Here is an 18,138-nt window from a genome sequence, read left to right as displayed (position 1 = left end):
AGTTCGTGATGCCTTTTACGCCGCTAATGACTGCCGGAATTGAAAATATCCTTAATACTTTTCTCTGGCGCGATCGGGGACTGAAAGCGGCACGTCAGCGCTTAGTGGGTAAGGTGTTGCGTCTTGAACTCAAAGAGTTTTCATCGCCTATCGTTTTGGTCTTTAGCGAACAGCAAATTGATGTCTTAGCCCAGTGGGAAGGCGAAGCCGATTGCCTGGTGATCACAGGGCTTAGCACCTTGCCAAAACTACGCGACAGGCAGCAGCTTACTGCGCTAATTCGCAGCGGTGAATTGGAAGTACAAGGCGATCTTCAGGTGGTCCAGAATTGGGTTGCTTTGACGGATCTTGCCGAATTTGACCCAGCCGAACTGTTAGCTCCGTATATTGGCGATATTGCCGCCGAAGGTATCAGCAAGGTTATCCGTGGTGGCGGTAAGTTATTCAAAAAAGGATTTACTCGTAATCAGCAATACCTGTCAGAAGCCATTACGGAAGAGTGGAAAATGGCACCGGGATCGCTTGAGGTTGCATGGTTTGCTGAGGAAACGGCAGCAGTCGAAAGGAATGTTGACGCACTCATCGCGCGACTGAACAAACTGGAGAACAAATGACGCCTGGAGAAATTCGTCGCCTCTATTTCATTGTCCGCACTTTTCTTAGTTATGGTCTGGATGAACTGATACCTCGTGTCCGCATTACACTGCCATTACGTATCTGGCGGCGTATGCTGTTCTGGATGCCAAACCGCCATAAAGAAAAACTTCTGGGTGAGCGTTTACGTCTGGCTTTACAAGAGCTTGGCCCGGTGTGGATCAAGTTTGGGCAGATGCTTTCTACACGTCGTGACTTGTTCCCGCCGCAAATTGCCGATCAACTGGCTATGTTGCAGGATCGCGTTGCACCGTTTGACGGAGCATTAGCTAAAAAACAAATCGAACAAGCGATGGGAGGGCTTCCTGTAGAAGCCTGGTTTGACGATTTTGAAATCAAGCCGCTCGCGTCAGCTTCCATTGCACAGGTCCATACCGCTCGTCTGAAAGAGAATGGGCGAGAAGTGGTTATCAAAGTTATTCGTCCGGATATTCTGCCGATCATCAAAGCGGATATGAAACTCATCTATCGTCTCGCACGATGGGTGCCGCGTTTGCTGCCTGATGGCCGCCGTTTGCGCCCGCTTGAAGTTGTACGCGAATATGAGAAGACCTTAATTGATGAGCTAAATTTGCTGCGCGAGTCGGCAAACGCCATTCAGTTGCGCCGCAATTTTGAAGGCAGTTCGATGTTGTATGTGCCGGAAGTGTTCTCAGACTATTGCAGTCAGGACATGATGGTGATGGAGCGAATTTACGGTATTCCGGTTTCTGATATTGCGATGCTGCATCAGCAAGGTACCAATATGAAACTGTTGGCAGAACGCGGAGTGCAGGTCTTCTTCACTCAGGTGTTCCGTGACAGCTTCTTCCATGCCGATATGCACCCAGGCAATATCTTTGTCAGTTACGACCATCCAGAAGACCCGCAATACATTGGTATCGACTGCGGCATTGTGGGTTCGCTCAATAAAGAAGATAAGCGCTATCTGGCAGAAAACTTTATCGCCTTCTTTAATCGCGATTATCGTAAAGTCGCTGAACTGCATGTGGATTCAGGTTGGGTACCGCCAGACACCAATGTCGAAGACTTCGAATTTGCCATTCGTACCGTTTGCGAGCCTATCTTTGAAAAGCCATTAGCGGAAATTTCCTTTGGCCATGTGCTGCTGAACCTGTTCAATACGGCACGTCGCTTTAATATGGAAGTTCAGCCACAGCTTGTTTTACTGCAAAAGACGCTACTTTACGTTGAAGGGCTTGGAAGGCAGCTTTATCCGCAACTGGATTTATGGAAAACCGCCAAACCTTTCCTGGAAGATTGGATCAAAGATCAGGTGGGGATTCCTGCACTTATCCGTTCTTTTAAAGAAAAAGCACCGTTCTGGATAGAAAAAATGCCAGAATTGCCAGAATTGATGTACGACAGTTTGCGCCAGGGTAAACAATTACAGCACAGTGTTGATAAAATAACGCGAGATTTGCAACGCAATCAGGTACGTCAATCGCAATCGCGCTATTTGTTTGGTATTGGCGCTACGCTGATGTTAAGCGGGACTTTATTATTGATTAATAAACCAGAATGGGAATTTATGCCTGCCTGGTTGATGGCCGGGGGTATTGTGACCTGGTTGATCGGCTGGCGGCGCTCAACCTGAGTTGTTTTTAATCGTTTTTAACAGACAACGTGCGGTACAATACAGGCCGTAATCTATTCATCACTGTGATTTGAGGCAACATTATGGGTGGTATCAGTATTTGGCAATTGTTGATCATTGCCGTGATCGTCGTTCTGCTTTTCGGCACCAAGAAACTGGGTTCTATCGGTTCTGATTTGGGCGCATCCATCAAAGGCTTTAAAAAGGCCATGAGCGATGATGAAGATAAAGAGAAAGATAAATCCGTTCAGGATGCTGATTTCACAGCGAAAACGCTTGCAGATAAGCAGCCTGGCGAAGTGAAAAAAGACGAAGCAAAGAGCAACGATAAAGAGCAGGTGTAAACCGTGTTCGATATTGGTTTCAGTGAGTTGCTGCTGGTATTCGTGATTGGCCTGATTGTCCTCGGGCCACAACGTTTGCCTGTGGCAGTTAAAACGGTTGTCGGTTGGGTTCGCGCTTTGCGTTCGCTCGCGGCAACTGTGCAAAATGAACTGGTTCAGGAACTGAAAATCCAGGAGTTGCAAGACAGCCTTAAGAAGGTTGAAAAAGCGAGCATGGATAATCTCACTCCGGAGCTAAAAGCATCAATGGATGAGCTGCGTCAAGCCGCTGAGTCAATGAAGCGCTCGTATACTCATGAACCTGAAAAGGGGAGCGACGAGGCTCATACTATTCATAACCCATTGATAAAAGATGCCGAGGATATGCACGACGGCGTGACACCAGCCACTGCTGCACACCAGGCCAGTGCGCCCGATCAGGCTCCTGCCGTTGAGTCTGAAACAGTTCCTGCACCTGTGGCAGTTTCTGACGAGTTGATCCAGCCTCAGATTAAACCCGTGGCAGAACCAGTCAAAATACCAGCGTCTTCTCAACCTTCGAGTGATAAACAGTAAACATGGCCGTAGAAGATACCCAACCGCTTATCAGCCATCTGATTGAGCTACGCAAGCGACTGTTAAATAGCATTATCGCTGTGCTGGTGATTTTCCTGGCACTGGTTTACTTTGCCAATGACATTTACCAAATCGTCTCCGCACCGCTTATCAGCCAGATGCCGATAGGCTCGACGATGATTGCCACCGATGTCGCATCACCGTTTTTTGCGCCAATTAAACTGACGATTTATGTCTCGGTTTTCCTGTCAGCACCGGTCATTCTTTATCAAATCTGGGCGTTTATTGCGCCTGCGCTTTATAAACACGAGCGCAAACTGGTTATGCCACTGCTGTTCTCCAGCACGATGCTGTTTTATATCGGCATCGCTTTTGCCTATTTCGTGGTGTTCCCGCTAGCGTTTGGGTTCCTGACGAAAACCGCGCCTATAGGCGTCGTGATGTCTACTGACATAACGAAATACCTCGATTTTGTCATGGCATTGTTTATGGCATTTGGTGTGGCGTTTGAAGTACCGGTGGCGATTATTCTTTTGTGCTGGATGGGTGTAACCAGCCCGGAAGCGTTAAAGAAAAAGCGCCCGTACATTCTGGTTGGTGCATTTGTGGTTGGCATGCTGTTGACTCCGCCAGATGTCTTCTCGCAAACACTGCTGGCAATTCCGATGTACTGCCTGTTTGAAGTCGGTGTGTTCTTCTCTCGTTTCTATGTCGGTAAAGGACGTAGAAGAGGTGAAGAAGACCCGGAAGATGCTCCAGAAGCAGAAGACCAACACTCTAATAAAGAGTCATAATTTCAGGCCGCCCATCAGGGCGGTCGTCGTTTGGAAGGCGCTATGTTTGATATCGGTGTAAATCTTACCAGCTCACAGTTTGCGAAAGACCACGCAGAGGTTGTCGCTCGCGCGCATTCAGCGGGAGTCAGTGGCATGTTGCTGACCGGTACGAATCTGCATGAAAGTCAGCAGGCTTTGTTACTGGCGCAACAGTATCAAGGATGTTGGTCCACGGCTGGCGTTCACCCTCATGATGCCAGCCAGTGGCAAGACGAAACGGCAGAGGCCATTCGCAAACTTGCTGGTGCCTCTGAAGTGGTTGCAATCGGCGAGTGTGGCCTGGATTTCAACCGTAATTTCTCAACACCTGCTGAACAAGAGCGTGCTTTTACCGCACAACTGGTCCTTGCGGCTGACCTGATGATGCCGGTATTTTTACATTGCCGTGAAGCACACGAACGCTTTATTGCTCTGCTTGACCCCTGGCTCGATAAATTGCCTGGTGTGGTGCTGCACTGCTTTACCGGTACAGAAAATGAAGCTCGTGAGTGTCTGGCACGTGGACTTTTTATTGGCGTGACCGGTTGGGTGTGCGATGAGCGCCGTGGCCTTGAACTACGTGAGTTGTTACCCGTGATTCCCGCAAATCAACTGTTGCTGGAAACCGATGCCCCCTATTTGTTACCGCGGGATCTAAAACCAAAACCTGCTTCCCGCCGGAACGAACCCTGCTACTTGCCACATATCCTGAACAAGGTGGCCCAATGGCGTGGAGAAGATCCTGCCTGGCTTGCGCAAGTAACAGATGACAATGCCCGCCGTCTTTTCCGGCTGGCTTAATTCAGGAGAAAGTAAATGAGCTATGCATTTCCAGGTACGTTTCCTGGCCGCCGTATGCGCCGCGTCCGTCGCCATGATTTCAGCCGTCGCCTTGTGGCAGAGAATCAACTAACGGTTAACGACCTGATCTACCCTGTTTTTGTGATGGAAGGTCAGAATCGTCAGGAAGAAGTGGCGTCAATGCCGGGCGTTTACCGTATGACTATCGATTTGCTGCTCAAAGAAGCGGAAGCCGTTGCGAAGCTAGGTGTACCGGTGCTGTCCCTGTTCCCGGTCATCGAGAGCGCAGGAAAGTCTCTGCATGCTGAAGAAGCTTATAATCCGAATGGTCTGGTTCAGCGTGCGGTTCGTGCCCTGAAAGATGCCGTGCCGGAATTGGGTCTGCTGACTGACGTTGCGCTTGATCCGTATACCACTCACGGTCAGGATGGCGTGATTGATGCAGACGGTTACGTTATTAACGACATTACGCGTGAAATTCTGGTGCGTCAGGCGCTGTCTCATGCAGAAGCCGGGGCTGAAATCATCGCGCCAAGCGATATGATGGATGGTCGTATCGGGGCGATTCGCGATCAGCTTGAGCTGGATGGTTTTGTGAATACCCAGATTATGTCTTATGCCGCGAAATACGCATCCTGCTATTACGGCCCGTTCCGTGACGCAATTGGTTCATCCGGCAACTTGAAAGGTGGCAATAAAAAGACCTATCAGATGGACCCGGCCAATGGCGATGAAGCGTTGCAAGAAGTTGCGCAGGATCTGCAAGAAGGTGCTGATATGGTGATGGTGAAACCAGGTATGCCGTATCTGGATGTGGTTCGCCGCGTGAAAGACACCTTTGGCGTGCCGACTTTCGCCTACCAGGTTTCTGGTGAATATGCGATGCATATGGCCGCAATCCAGAACGGTTGGTTGGCAGAAAAACCGGCTATCATGGAATCGTTGCTGTGCTTTAAACGCGCTGGGGCAGATGGCGTGCTGACGTACTTCTCGAAGCGTGTAGCGCAGTGGCTACACGATGAGCAAATGCAGCGCTAGAGTCAAATGTAGGGCCAGTCATCGCTGGCCTTTTTTATGTCTTTTTGAAATCCGTATTCTTCACGCTCTGCATCACTTGTTTATTCAACAAGTTGAGCAGCAGCATAGAGCGGGCTTCTCCGTCTGGTTCGCTAAAAATCGCCTCCAGGCCTTCGAACGCCCCTTCGGTTATCACCACGCGATCACCTTCGTACGGCGTATCCGGGTCCAGAACGTTCTCTGGGGTGTGGTTGATGAGCTGCTCAATCACATCACTCGGTACAGTAGCCGGCAGGCTGCCGAAACGAACGAAATGGCTCACACCGCGAGTGGAGTTTATGGTTGTAGTATGAATATTTTCAGGGTCAAACCGGACAAACATATAGTTTGGGAATAATGGTTCATCGACCGCAGTGCGTTTGCCTCGAACGATCTTTTCAATTTTGATCATCGGGGTAAGGCAATTCACTTCCTGACGCTCGAGATGCTCTTGCGCCCGTAGTAATTGACCTCGTTTGCAGTACAACAAATACCAGGATTCCATAGTTTCTCTTTTCCTCATTAACCGAGGAAGAATAGCAAAAGGCCGTTATCAGGGATAGACGGCTCAGGTATAACCAATCACTGATTGGTCATCAGATAAGCATTTACGCGTTATTAACAAAAATACAGCATGCTGTGCATGAAGCCCGTATAATGAGCGCCAAATCCTGACTACGATTAATTGCATGAAATACCACGACCTACGCGACTTTCTGGAACTACTCGAACAACGCGGTGAGCTAAAGCGTATCGCAATGCCAGTCGACCCGTACCTGGAAATGACTGAAATTGCCGATCGTACTTTGCGCGCCAATGGTCCTGCGCTGCTTTTTGAGAACCCTAAAGGGTACGACATGCCAGTGTTGTGCAACCTGTTTGGCACACCAAAGCGTGTCGCGATGGGGATGGGGCAGGAAGATGTGTCGGCGCTACGCGAAGTGGGTAAGTTACTGGCCTTCCTGAAAGAGCCGGAGCCACCGAAAGGTTTCCGCGACTTGTTCGATAAGCTGCCACAGTTTAAACAAGTCCTGAATATGCCGACTAAGCGGCTGCGTAACGCCCCTTGTCAGGAACAAATTTGGGAAGGTGATGAAGTCGATTTATCCCGCATCCCTATCATGCAATGCTGGCCGGAAGATGCAGCACCGCTGATTACCTGGGGTCTGACGGTAACGCGTGGCCCGCATAAAGAGCGTCAGAATCTGGGCATTTATCGCCAGCAGCTTATTGGTAAAAACAAACTGATCATGCGTTGGTTGTCGCATCGCGGCGGTGCGCTTGATTTCCAGGAGTGGTGTGCTGAACATCCGGGTGAGCGTTTCCCTGTTTCAGTTGCGTTAGGCGCGGATCCTGCGACTATTCTTGGCGCGGTAACGCCGGTGCCTGATACGCTTTCCGAATATGCGTTCGCCGGTTTGCTACGTGGCACAAAAACCGAAGTCGTGAAGTGTATTTCCAACGACCTCGAAGTGCCTGCCAGTGCGGAAATTGTGCTGGAAGGCTATATCGAGCCAGGTGAAATGGCACCGGAAGGGCCATATGGTGACCACACGGGTTACTACAATGAAGTAGATGACTTCCCGGTATTTACCGTGACGCATATTACTCAGCGGCAGAATGCAATTTATCACTCAACTTACACCGGACGCCCACCCGATGAGCCCGCGGTTCTGGGTGTTGCGCTGAATGAAGTGTTTGTGCCGATTCTGCAAAAGCAGTTCCCGGAAATTGTTGATTTTTATCTGCCGCCGGAAGGCTGCTCTTATCGCCTTGCGGTTGTCACCATTAAGAAGCAATACGCGGGCCATGCTAAGCGCGTGATGATGGGAGTCTGGTCTTTCCTGCGACAGTTTATGTACACCAAGTTTGTCATCGTTTGTGATGATGATGTCAACGCGCGTGACTGGAACGATGTAATTTGGGCCATCACCACGCGTATGGACCCGGCGCGTGATACCGTACTGGTAGAAAACACGCCAATTGATTACCTGGATTTTGCCTCGCCGGTTTCCGGTCTTGGTTCAAAAATGGGACTGGATGCCACCAATAAATGGCCTGGGGAAACCCAACGTGAATGGGGTCGTCCTATTAAGAAAGATGCAGAAGTATGTGCGCGTATTGATGCAATCTGGGATGAACTGGCTATTTTCGACGACAGTAAAAACGCCTGAGTGGCGGATTTTACGGTTTTGCATTATTGACCCGACAGAGGGGAAGCATGACAACCTTAAGCTGTAAAGTGACCTCGGTAGAAGCGATAACTGATACGGTATATCGCGTTCGATTACTGCCGGAAGCGAAGTTCTCCTTTCAGGCCGGGCAGTATTTGATGGTGGTGATGGATGAGCGCGACAAACGCCCGTTCTCCATGGCATCCACGCCGAGCGACCACGAGTTTATCGAGCTGCACATTGGCGCGTCAGAGATTAATCTGTACGCCATGGCGGTGATGGACCGTATTTTGAAAGAAAAAGAGATCGTTGTTGATATTCCACACGGCGACGCCTGGCTGCGTGACGACGAAGATCGTCCGCTGATTCTGATTGCAGGCGGCACCGGCTTCTCTTATGTGCGTTCAATTTTGCTGACGGCTCTTGCGCGTAATCCACAACGTGAAATCGCGATTTACTGGGGCGGCCGTGAAGATAAACATCTTTATGATCTGTCTGAGCTGGAAGCGCTGTCCGTGGTTCACCCAAATCTGCGTGTTGAAGCGGTTGTTGAACAACCGGAAGAAGGTTGGCGTGGACGTACTGGCACAGTGTTAACTGCGGTAATGCAGGATTACGGAACGCTTGCCGGGCACGACATCTATATTGCCGGGCGTTTTGAGATGGCGAAAATTGCCCGCGACTTGTTCTGCAATGAACGTAGTGCGCAGGTTGATCGTATGTTTGGTGATGCGTTCTCGTTTATCTGATGCATAAAGGCCACCGTTTTCTACGGTGGCCAAGTGTTAACAACGTTTATTCAAACGGTGTGTAATGGAAATAGAGCGGTTTTTTGTCTGATTCATACAGACACAGTATAGAGCCGAGCCTTTTTTGCGAACTGCTAATCGTTGCCACAACCTCGCTAGACACAGGCTGCTTGCCTAGCTTTTCTTCGTATCTGTTAATCTGAATCCCTTCGTTTTTTATTTTTGCCTGATTTAACAAGTCCATCATATCTGGACTGTTTTTCATGACCCGCTTTCCATAAGCCAGGCAATCTTTAGCCATTTTGACATCACCAGATTCTGCTGCATTGGCCCCGATAGAGGCCAGACACAGGCTGGTCATCAGTAAAGCCTGAACAATCTTCATCTTATTCCCTTAATTAGAATGGCGTCATAGCCAGGCGAAATATAGAACGTTGAGATAGTCAGAGCAATATATGTACAACGAGGGAGGTTCGGGGAAAAGAAAAAACCCGCCCCTGACAGGCGGGAAAAACGGCAACTAAACTTTTTTCTGCCTCATTGAAGCTATAGCTTTGTTGGCTGCCTTAGTTCACCCCGGTCACATAGTTATCTATGCTCCATGCTCCCGGGGATTCACTCAGTTGCCGCCGTGCCATAGCACCAATGGCTTTGAAAAAACGACAAAGAAAACGTCTAAACGCGTTCAATTACAGTGGCAATACCCTGTCCCAACCCGATGCACATGGTGGCGAGGCCAAACTGCGCATCGCGGCGTTCCATCAGATTCAACAACGTGGTGCTAATACGAGTACCGGAACAACCCAACGGGTGACCCAGTGCAATCGCACCACCATTCAGGTTAATTTTGTCGTCGATCTTATCCATCAGGCCCAGATCTTTAATACATGGCAGGATCTGTGCGGCGAACGCTTCATTCATCTCAAACAGGTCGATGTCAGCAGCAGTCAGGCCCGCTTTTTTCAACGCCAATTGTGATGCCGGAACCGGCCCGTAACCCATAATTGAAGGGTCACAGCCAACAACGGCCATTGAGCGGACGTATGCGCGAATCTTTAGGCCGAGTTCTTTGGCCCGTGTTTCGCTCATCAGCAACATCGCTGATGCGCCATCGGAAAGAGCAGAAGAGCTACCCGCCGTGACGGTACCGTTGACCGGGTCAAACGCAGGTTTCAGCGCCGCCAGCCCTTCAACGGTTGTTTCTGGACGAATGACTTCATCGTAATCAAAACGTTTGAGCACGCCGTCTGCGTCATGGCCGCTGGTCGGCAGAATTTCATTTTTGAAATGACCTGCTTCTGTCGCAGCCCAGGCTCGTTGGTGTGAACGAGCAGCAAACTGGTCCTGCATCTCACGGCTGATACCGTGCATGCGCGACAGCATTTCGGCGGTTAAGCCCATCATTCCAGCCGCTTTTGCAACGTTACGACTCAGACCCGGATGGAAATCAACACCGTGGCTCATCGGCACATGGCCCATATGTTCCACGCCGCCAATCAGACAAGCATGTGCATCACCGGTTTGAATCATACGAGCAGCATCGTGCAGTGCCTGCATTGAAGAACCACACAACCGGTTTACGGTTACAGCCGGGACCGAATGTGGGATTTCTGCCAGCAGTGATGCATTACGCGCAATATTAAAACCTTGCTCCAGTGTCTGCTGCACGCATCCCCAATAAATATCATCGAGTGCTGCGGCTTCAAGTGCCGGGTTGCGTGAGAGAATCCCACGCATCAAATGGGCGGAAAGATCTTCCGCGCGCAGATTACGGAACGCCCCGCCTTTTGAACGGCCCATCGGGGTGCGGATGGCATCAACAATTACAACCTTTTCCATGATCACTCCTCAGGCACTTTTCAGGTCACTGGTTGGGCGCGCGGCTTCAACCGGTGGATAGTACGGCTCATTACGGGACGCTTTTGTACGCAGACCATCAGGCACCTGGTATAGCGGGCCTAGATGCTCATACTGCTGAGCCATATCGAGATATTTGGCGCTGCCGATGGTGTCTAACCAGCGGAAGGCACCGCCGTGGAACGGAGGGAATCCCAGGCCGTAAACCAGAGCCATATCAGCTTCTGCCGGGCTTGCGATAATGCCTTCTTCCAGGCAACGCACCACTTCGTTGACCATTGGGATCATCATGCGAGCAATGATCTCTTCGTCGCTGAAGTTTTGACGTGGCTTGCTGACATCTGCCAGCAGGCTGTCGGTGGCTTCGTCTTGTTCTTTACGCGGCTTGCCTTTGCTGTCTTGTTTGTAGCGATAGAAACCCTGCTGGGTTTTCTGGCCGTAACGGCCTGCGTCAAACATCGCATCAACCGCATCGCGATAATCTTTCTGCATACGCTGTGGGAAACCTGCCGCCATCACAGCTTGCGCGTGGTGCGCGGTATCAATACCAACCACGTCTAGCAGATACGCCGGGCCCATCGGCCAACCAAACTGCTTTTCCATCACTTTGTCGATTTGGCGGAAATCGGCACCGTCGCGCATCAGTTGGCTAAAGCCTGCAAAGTACGGGAACAGCACGCGGTTGACGAAGAAGCCTGGGCAGTCGTTCACAACGATCGGGGTTTTGCCCATTTTGCTGGCCCACGCCACGACCTTCGCGATAGTTTGCTCAGACGTTTTATCTCCACGAATGACTTCGACTAACGGCATGCGATGCACAGGGTTAAAGAAGTGCATGCCGCAGAAGTTTTCCGGGCGCTTCAGGCTGTTTGCCAACTCGCCAATAGGAATGGTCGATGTGTTTGACGCCAGAACGGTATCTGGACGTACTTTATCTTCCACTTCTGCCAGAACGGCTTTCTTCACTTTCGGGTTTTCAACAACCGCTTCAACCACTACATCGACACGCTCAAAACCGGCGTAATCGAGCGTCGGATGAATAGTGGCAATTACACCTGCCAGTTTCATGCCGTCGATTTTGCCGCGTTCGAGCTGTTTGTTCAGTAGCTTACTGGCCTCGTTAATACCCAGTTCCAGCGACTTTTCATTAATATCCTTCATTAATACCGGTATGCCTTTCCAGGCAGACTGGTAAGCAATGCCGCCGCCCATGATCCCGGCACCAAGAACGGCTGCCTGTTTCGGGGTTTCGGTATTTTTGGTCAGCTTTTTCGCCTGACCTTTTATGTATTGGTCGTTAAGGAAAATCCCGACCAGCGCACGGGCCTCATTGGAACGTGCCAACGGCACGAAACTTTGAGTCTCCAGTTTTAATGCTTCATCACGCCCCAGACGCGCCGCGGCTTCAATGGTTTTTACTGCCGTCATCGGAGCAGGATAGTGTTTACCGGCAATTTGCATCACCATGCTCTTAGCAATGGTGAAGCTCATGGTGGCTTCGATTTTGCTCAGTTTCAGAGGTTGGAGCTTCGGTGCGCGTTTGGCTTTCCAGTCCAGATCGCCACTAATCGCCTGGCGCAGTATTGCCAGTGCGCCATCGCGCAGTTTTTCAGTTTTGACGACACCGTCAACTAAACCGAGTTTTTGTGCTTCAACTGCACCAACATCTTTCCCGGCGGTGATAATCTCCAGCGCGCTGTCAGCTCCCAGTAAACGTGGCAGACGCACAGAGCCACCGAAACCAGGCATGATGCCCAGCTTGGTTTCCGGCAGGCCGATACGGGTGTCAGGCGTGGCCAGACGGTAATCTGTTGCCAGGACACATTCACATCCGCCGCCCAGGGCATAACCATTAACTGCCGAAATGGTAGGGACCGGTAAATCTTCCAGGCGATTGAAAACGCTGTTGGCAAATTGCAGCCAGTGAGTCAGTTGCTCCGCTGGAACCAGGAACAGCGACAGGAATTCGGTAATATCAGCGCCAACGATAAACGCTGCTTTATTGGAACTGAGCAGCAGGCCTTTTAACTGCGGCTGCTTTTCCAGCACATCCAGCGCGTGGCCGAGGCTTGCTACGGTCGCGGTGTCGAGTTTATTCACTGAGCCGGGTGCATCGAATACCAATTCTGCGATGCCATCTTCCAGCCAGTCGAGATGTAAGGTTTCACCTTGGTAGAGCATGTCAGTCTCCTGAATCCAGCAATGGGATCTGGTCGTACCAGATGGAGAGGAGTGTGGAATTGATGTTAATGAAATGCAAATAACTCTTTAAATATTTGCAAAGATGATCACAGCCACTGGAAATAAGTTCGCAAACTTTACGGTGTGCTAAGATGCGTGGCGTTCAGTTTATGAAAAAAACAGAAGGGTAAATCATGGATTCACTGGCCTCACTTTATAAAGATCATGTGGCAACTTTGCAGGAGCGTACCCGCAATGTTCTGGCGCGTTTTAATCTCGACGCGCTGTTGATTCACTCGGGCGAGCTGGTCAACGTCTTCCTCGATGATCATCCGTATCCGTTCAAAGTTAACCCACAATTCAAAGCCTGGGTTCCGGTGACACAAGTGCCAAACTGCTGGCTGCTGGTGGATGGTGTTAACAAACCGAAACTGTGGTTCTACTTGCCGGTTGATTACTGGCACAACGTTGAGCCGCTGCCAGAATCCTTCTGGACTGACGAAATTGAAGTCATTGCTTTGCCAAAAGCAGATGGCATTGGCAGCCAGTTGCCTGCCGCACGTGGCAATATCGGTTACATCGGCCCTGTGCCAGAGCGTGCTGTGCAGCTTGAAATTCAGGGTGCGAATATCAATCCGAAAGGGGTGATTGATTACCTGCATTACCATCGCTCTTATAAAACAGATTATGAATTGGCGTGTATGCGTGAAGCGCAGAAAACCGCAGTGGTTGGCCACCAGGCAGCTCATGAAGCCTTCTTGTCTGGAATGAGCGAGTTTGATATCAACCTGGCTTATTTGACGGCAACCGGACACCGCGATACCGATGTGCCATATGGCAATATTGTGGCACTCAACGAGCACGCAGCAGTTCTGCACTACACCAAATTAGATAATCGTGCGCCTGCGGAAATGCGTAGCTTCCTTTTAGATGCTGGCGCGGAATACAACGGCTATGCGGCTGATTTAACGCGTACCTGGTCGGCTAATAGCGACAATGATTATGCTCAATTGGTGAAAGACGTTAACACCGAGCAACTTGCGTTAATTGACACCCTGAAAGCGGGGGTGCGCTATACCGATTATCATATTCAGTTCCATCAACGTATCGCGAAGTTGCTGAACCGCCATAAGCTAGTTACGGGCATTAGCGAAGAAGCGATGGTAGAAACCGGTATTACTGGGCCGTTTATGCCGCACGGTTTGGGTCACCCGTTGGGTCTGCAGGTTCATGATGTCGCTGGCTTTATGCAGGATGATACCGGTACGCACCTTGCTGCTCCTTCTCAATATCCGTATCTGCGCTGCACGCGTATTCTGGAGCCGCGTATGGTTCTGACTATCGAGCCGGGCATTTACTTCATTGAGTCTTTACTCGCGCCATGGCGCGAAGGCCAGTACAGCAAACACTTTGACTGGCAGCGCATTGAAGCAATGAAACCTTTCGGTGGTGTTCGCATTGAAGACAACGTCATTGTTTACGAAAACAGTGTTGAAAACATGACGCGTGATTTGAAACTGGCGTAATGGATAGTTGGCTGATTCCTGCTGAGTCCGTTACGGTCAGTGAGGAAATCAAGAAAAGTCGCTTTATTACGCTGGTCGCGCATACGACTGGCGTAATAGCGGCGAAAGCGTTTCTTGAAAAAACACGTTCTGAACACCCGGATGCCCGGCATCATTGCTGGGCCTGGGTGGCTGGTGCGCCGGATGACTCGCAGCAGTTAGGCTTTTCTGATGATGGCGAACCTGCAGGTACTGCTGGAAAACCAATGCTTGCCCAGCTTATGGGAAGTGGCATAGGTGAAATTACTGCTGTAGTCGTTCGCTACTCTGGCGGAATCAAACTCGGAACAGGCGGTTTGGTCAAAGCCTACGGCGGTGGTGTGCAGGCGGCATTAAACCAATTGTCTACTGTGCTCAAAGTTCCGTTAACCGAATATACTTTGCAATGTGACTACGCACAGCTTGCGGGAATCGAAACGCTGCTCAAGCAGTACGACGGTATTGTGATGCAAAGTGATTTCCAGGCATCTGTACTATTACGTGTGGCATTGCCACAGGCAAAATTCGCTGACTTTTCAGTCAGACTTGCTGATTTTAGCCGCGGTGCATTGCATTTATTGCCGGCTGAATAATAATTCCCTCTCGTTATTTTTTTGATAGTTAAGGAAGCGGCTGAAATGCATTTTCGCGCCATAACCCGAATCGTTGGTCTGTTAGTTATTCTTTTTTCCGTGACCATGATTATTCCAGGGTTGGTAGCTTTAATTTATCGCGATGGTGCTGGCCGAGCTTTCACCCAGACTTTCTTCGCAGCGTTACTCATTGGTTCTTTTTTGTGGTGGCCTAACAGACGACAGAAAAGCGAGCTCAAGCCTCGAGAAGGGTTCCTGATCGTCGTATTGTTCTGGACAGTGCTGGGGAGTGTGGGGGCGTTGCCCTTTATTTTTGCGGAACAGCCTAATCTCACTATTACCGATGCGTTCTTTGAATCGTTCTCGGGCTTAACCACTACCGGGGCGACAACACTCGTTGGGCTCGATACGCTTCCTCACGCCATTCTCTTTTATCGGCAGATGTTGCAGTGGTTTGGCGGTATGGGGATCATTGTTCTCGCCGTGGCAATTTTGCCGATACTGGGCGTCGGTGGGATGCAGCTTTATCGCGCTGAAATGCCAGGGCCGCTTAAAGATAATAAAATGCGTCCGCGTATCGCGGATACAGCAAAAACCCTGTGGCTCATCTATGTCTTGTTAACCGTTGCGTGCGCTCTGGCGCTCTGGTTTGCGGGCATGCCTGCATTTGATGCAATAGGCCATAGTTTTGCGACTATCGCTATTGGCGGTTTTTCCACTCATGACGCCAGTATCGGCTATTTCGATAGCCCAACAATTAACACTATTATCGCCATCTTCTTACTGATCTCCGGTTGTAACTATGGCCTGCACTTCTCTTTATTAAGTGGGCGTAATTTAAAAGTCTACTGGCGCGACCCTGAGTTCCGTATGTTCATTGGCGTGCAACTGACGCTGGTGGCTATTTGTACCCTGGTATTGTGGTTCCATAATACTTACCAGACTGCTTTGCTCACGCTGAACCAGGCATTCTTCCAGGTGGTATCGATGGCGACAACCGCTGGCTTCACCACCGACAGTATTGCGCGTTGGCCGCTGTTTTTACCTGTGTTGTTATTGTGCTCTGCTTTTATAGGTGGCTGTGCGGGTTCAACAGGTGGTGGCCTCAAGGTCATTCGTATTCTGTTGCTGTTCAAACAAGGCAACCGTGAACTTAAACGCCTCGTGCACCCCAACGCGGTATATAGCATTAAGCTTGGGAACCGTGCGTTACCGGAACGAATCCTTGAAGCGGTATGGGGATTCTTCTCTGCTTATGCACTGGTCTTTATCGTCAGCATGCTTGCAATTATTGCGACTGGCGTGGATGACTTCTCAGCCTTTGCTTCCGTTGCTGCAACATTAAATAACCTTGGCCCAGGGTTGGGTGTTGTGGCAGACAACTTTGCCAGCATGAACCCAGTGGCAAAATGGATATTGATTGCCAACATGCTGTTCGGCCGTCTTGAAGTGTTTACCTTACTCGTACTGTTCACGCCAACTTTCTGGCGAGAGTAACCGGAGCCTGTAGTGAGAACTTTGATTCTGTTTTCGACCCGTGATGGTCAAACTCGTGAGATTGCTTCTTATATAGCATCTGAGTTGAAAGAGCTTGGTGTAGAGAGCGATGTGGTTAATCTGCATCGCACCAAAGATATTGCCTGGGATAACTATGAGCGGGTCGTTATTGGTGCGTCTATTCGGTACGGACACTTTCATTCATCAGTTGCGGCGTTTGTGAAGAAGCATCAGCAAGCGCTGAACAACATCCCAAGCGCTTTCTTTTCCGTAAACCTGGTTGCACGCAAACCAGAGAAGCGTTCACCACAAACCAACTCTTATACACGTAAGTTCTTGTTGAACTCGCCGTGGCAACCAAATCACTGCGCCGTATTCGCTGGAGCACTGCGTTACCCGCGTTATCGTTGGTACGATCGTATGATGATTCGTTTGATTATGAAGATGACTGGCGGTGAAACGGATATCAGCAAAGAAGTTGTTTATACAGATTGGCCGCAGGTAGCTCGTTTTGCCCATGAGATAGTGCACTTAAACAGCAAATAGTGTCCAAAATACACGTTTTGGATAAAAAAAACGCGCTCAGTCATATTTTTGCAATAAACACTTGTCAGCTTCCAGAAAATCCCTATACTGCGCCTCCACTGACACGGCACAACGGCTTACAAACCGGCTGGTTAGTTGGAGAAAAGCGCGAAATAATCGCTTGACTCTGAAAGAGGAAAGCGTAATATACGCCACCTCGAGTTAGCAAGCGAAAGCGCGCAACTCACTGCTCTTTAACAATTTATCAGACAATCTGTGTGGGCACTCGCAGGATTGATATCTCAGATACCTTCGGGTATCACAAAAAATATCAAGTCTTGAAGAGTGACCAAGCAGTAATTCATTTAGTTGAATTATTACGAAAGTTAATTTTTGAGCACCGCTTCACGAGTTGAAGCAAATCAAGCTTTTAATTGAAGAGTTTGATCATGGCTCAGATTGAACGCTGGCGGCAGGCCTAACACATGCAAGTCGAGCGGTAGCACAGGGAGCTTGCTCCTGGGTGACGAGCGGCGGACGGGTGAGTAATGTCTGGGAAACTGCCTGATGGAGGGGGATAACTACTGGAAACGGTAGCTAATACCGCATAACGTCTTCGGACCAAAGAGGGGGACCTTCGGGCCTCTTGCCATCAGATGTGCCCAGATGGGATTAGCTAGTAGGTGAGGTAATGGCTCACCTAGGCGACGATCCCTAGCTGGTCTGAGAGGATGACCAGCCACACTGGAACTGAGACACGGTCCAGACTCCTACGGGAGGCAGCAGTGGGGAATATTGCACAATGGGCGCAAGCCTGATGCAGCCATGCCGCGTGTATGAAGAAGGCCTTCGGGTTGTAAAGTACTTTCAGCGAGGAGGAAGGCATTGTGGTTAATAACCGCAGTGATTGACGTTACTCGCAGAAGAAGCACCGGCTAACTCCGTGCCAGCAGCCGCGGTAATACGGAGGGTGCAAGCGTTAATCGGAATTACTGGGCGTAAAGCGCACGCAGGCGGTCTGTCAAGTCGGATGTGAAATCCCCGGGCTCAACCTGGGAACTGCATTCGAAACTGGCAGGCTAGAGTCTTGTAGAGGGGGGTAGAATTCCAGGTGTAGCGGTGAAATGCGTAGAGATCTGGAGGAATAMCGGTGGCGAAGGCGGCCCCCTGGACAAAGAATGAAGTTCAGGTGCGAA

Annotated in this window: 17 protein-coding genes and 1 rRNA gene; 14 read left to right on the top strand and 4 right to left on the bottom strand. The window is 50.1% G+C overall.

The window, feature by feature from the left end; genetic code table 11:
* Positions 1 to 8 precede the first annotated feature (8 nt).
* The 7 genes from ubiJ (at position 9) to hemB (ending at position 5,804) form a co-directional block, all read left to right on the top strand.
* The gene (gene ubiJ / locus IX31_RS21195; RefSeq protein ID WP_034461654.1) at positions 9 to 614 is read left to right on the top strand and encodes a ubiquinone biosynthesis protein UbiJ; all 606 of its coding nucleotides are present in this window, start codon (positions 9 to 11) and stop codon (positions 612 to 614) included.
* Positions 611 to 2,251, top strand: coding sequence for a ubiquinone biosynthesis regulatory protein kinase UbiB (ubiB, locus tag IX31_RS21190; RefSeq protein WP_034461652.1), 1,641 nt, complete (start codon positions 611 to 613; stop codon positions 2,249 to 2,251). Before ubiJ ends, ubiB begins: the two co-directional genes overlap by 4 nt.
* An 83-nt stretch (positions 2,252 to 2,334) precedes the next feature.
* Positions 2,335 to 2,595 carry a Sec-independent protein translocase subunit TatA gene (tatA, locus tag IX31_RS21185; RefSeq protein ID WP_034461651.1) on the top strand — a complete coding sequence of 87 codons (261 nt, stop codon included), beginning with the start codon at positions 2,335 to 2,337 and terminating at the stop codon, positions 2,593 to 2,595.
* A 3-nt stretch (positions 2,596 to 2,598) separates the two neighbouring features.
* Positions 2,599 to 3,150: a Sec-independent protein translocase protein TatB gene (tatB, locus tag IX31_RS21180; protein ID WP_034461649.1), complete on the top strand. Its 552-nt coding sequence runs from the start codon at positions 2,599 to 2,601 to the stop codon at positions 3,148 to 3,150.
* Positions 3,151 to 3,152: 2 nt separating this feature from the next.
* Positions 3,153 to 3,944: a Sec-independent protein translocase subunit TatC gene (tatC, locus tag IX31_RS21175; protein ID WP_034461647.1), complete on the top strand. Its 792-nt coding sequence runs from the start codon at positions 3,153 to 3,155 to the stop codon at positions 3,942 to 3,944.
* Positions 3,945 to 3,986: 42 nt separating this feature from the next.
* Entirely contained in the window at positions 3,987 to 4,766 is a 780-nt protein-coding gene (gene tatD, locus IX31_RS21170) for a 3'-5' ssDNA/RNA exonuclease TatD (protein ID WP_034461644.1), read from the top strand.
* A gap of 15 nt (positions 4,767 to 4,781) precedes the next feature.
* Positions 4,782 to 5,804: a porphobilinogen synthase gene (hemB, locus tag IX31_RS21165; RefSeq protein WP_034461643.1), complete on the top strand. Its 1,023-nt coding sequence runs from the start codon at positions 4,782 to 4,784 to the stop codon at positions 5,802 to 5,804.
* A gap of 34 nt (positions 5,805 to 5,838) precedes the next feature.
* Here the strand turns inward: hemB and rfaH are convergent, their stop codons facing one another.
* Positions 5,839 to 6,327 carry a transcription/translation regulatory transformer protein RfaH gene (gene rfaH / locus IX31_RS21160; RefSeq protein WP_034461641.1) on the bottom strand — a complete coding sequence of 163 codons (489 nt, stop codon included), beginning with the start codon at positions 6,325 to 6,327 and terminating at the stop codon, positions 5,839 to 5,841.
* A gap of 175 nt (positions 6,328 to 6,502) precedes the next feature.
* Here rfaH and ubiD point away from each other — a divergent pair, with 175 nt between their 5' ends.
* Together ubiD and fre are read left to right on the top strand one after the other, a co-directional pair.
* Positions 6,503 to 7,996 carry a 4-hydroxy-3-polyprenylbenzoate decarboxylase gene (gene ubiD / locus IX31_RS21155; RefSeq protein ID WP_198528588.1) on the top strand — a complete coding sequence of 498 codons (1,494 nt, stop codon included), beginning with the start codon at positions 6,503 to 6,505 and terminating at the stop codon, positions 7,994 to 7,996.
* Between the two features lie 47 nt (positions 7,997 to 8,043).
* Positions 8,044 to 8,745 (top strand): NAD(P)H-flavin reductase, encoded by a 702-nt coding sequence (gene fre, locus IX31_RS21150; protein WP_034461638.1) that lies wholly within the window; start codon positions 8,044 to 8,046, stop codon positions 8,743 to 8,745.
* A gap of 46 nt (positions 8,746 to 8,791) precedes the next feature.
* Here fre and IX31_RS21145 read toward each other — a convergent pair whose 3' ends face one another.
* The 3 genes from IX31_RS21145 to fadB all read right to left on the bottom strand — a co-directional run bounded on the left by IX31_RS21145 (position 8,792) and on the right by fadB (position 12,783).
* On the bottom strand, positions 8,792 to 9,130 hold the full coding sequence (locus IX31_RS21145; RefSeq protein ID WP_034461637.1) for a hypothetical protein: 339 nt from the start codon (positions 9,128 to 9,130) through the stop codon (positions 8,792 to 8,794).
* A gap of 290 nt (positions 9,131 to 9,420) precedes the next feature.
* Positions 9,421 to 10,584: an acetyl-CoA C-acyltransferase FadA gene (fadA, locus tag IX31_RS21140; protein WP_034461636.1), complete on the bottom strand. Its 1,164-nt coding sequence runs from the start codon at positions 10,582 to 10,584 to the stop codon at positions 9,421 to 9,423.
* Positions 10,585 to 10,593: 9 nt separating this feature from the next.
* On the bottom strand, positions 10,594 to 12,783 hold the full coding sequence (gene fadB / locus IX31_RS21135; protein WP_034461634.1) for a fatty acid oxidation complex subunit alpha FadB: 2,190 nt from the start codon (positions 12,781 to 12,783) through the stop codon (positions 10,594 to 10,596).
* Between the two features lie 194 nt (positions 12,784 to 12,977).
* Here fadB and pepQ point away from each other — a divergent pair, with 194 nt between their 5' ends.
* The 5 genes from pepQ to IX31_RS21110 form a co-directional block, all read left to right on the top strand.
* Entirely contained in the window at positions 12,978 to 14,309 is a 1,332-nt protein-coding gene (gene pepQ / locus IX31_RS21130) for a Xaa-Pro dipeptidase (RefSeq protein ID WP_034461632.1), read from the top strand.
* Complete coding sequence (locus IX31_RS21125) at positions 14,309 to 14,920, top strand: IMPACT family protein (protein WP_034461631.1); 612 nt, start codon at positions 14,309 to 14,311, stop codon at positions 14,918 to 14,920. The genes pepQ and IX31_RS21125 overlap by 1 nt, the downstream gene beginning before the upstream one ends.
* A 45-nt stretch (positions 14,921 to 14,965) precedes the next feature.
* Positions 14,966 to 16,417 carry a Trk system potassium transporter TrkH gene (gene trkH / locus IX31_RS21120; RefSeq protein WP_034461629.1) on the top strand — a complete coding sequence of 484 codons (1,452 nt, stop codon included), beginning with the start codon at positions 14,966 to 14,968 and terminating at the stop codon, positions 16,415 to 16,417.
* Between the two features lie 12 nt (positions 16,418 to 16,429).
* Complete coding sequence (hemG, locus tag IX31_RS21115; protein ID WP_034461627.1) at positions 16,430 to 16,963, top strand: menaquinone-dependent protoporphyrinogen IX dehydrogenase; 534 nt, start codon at positions 16,430 to 16,432, stop codon at positions 16,961 to 16,963.
* 410 nt (positions 16,964 to 17,373) lie between these two features.
* Positions 17,374 to 18,138, top strand: a 16S ribosomal RNA gene (locus tag IX31_RS21110); the annotation flags it as partial.

It is taken from the genome of Buttiauxella noackiae (assembly GCF_000737905.1).
In the GTDB taxonomy this organism is placed as follows: domain Bacteria; phylum Pseudomonadota; class Gammaproteobacteria; order Enterobacterales; family Enterobacteriaceae; genus Buttiauxella; species Buttiauxella noackiae.
Note: the sequence above shows the minus strand (reverse complement) of the source record. Positions and strands in the feature narration are given on the sequence as shown.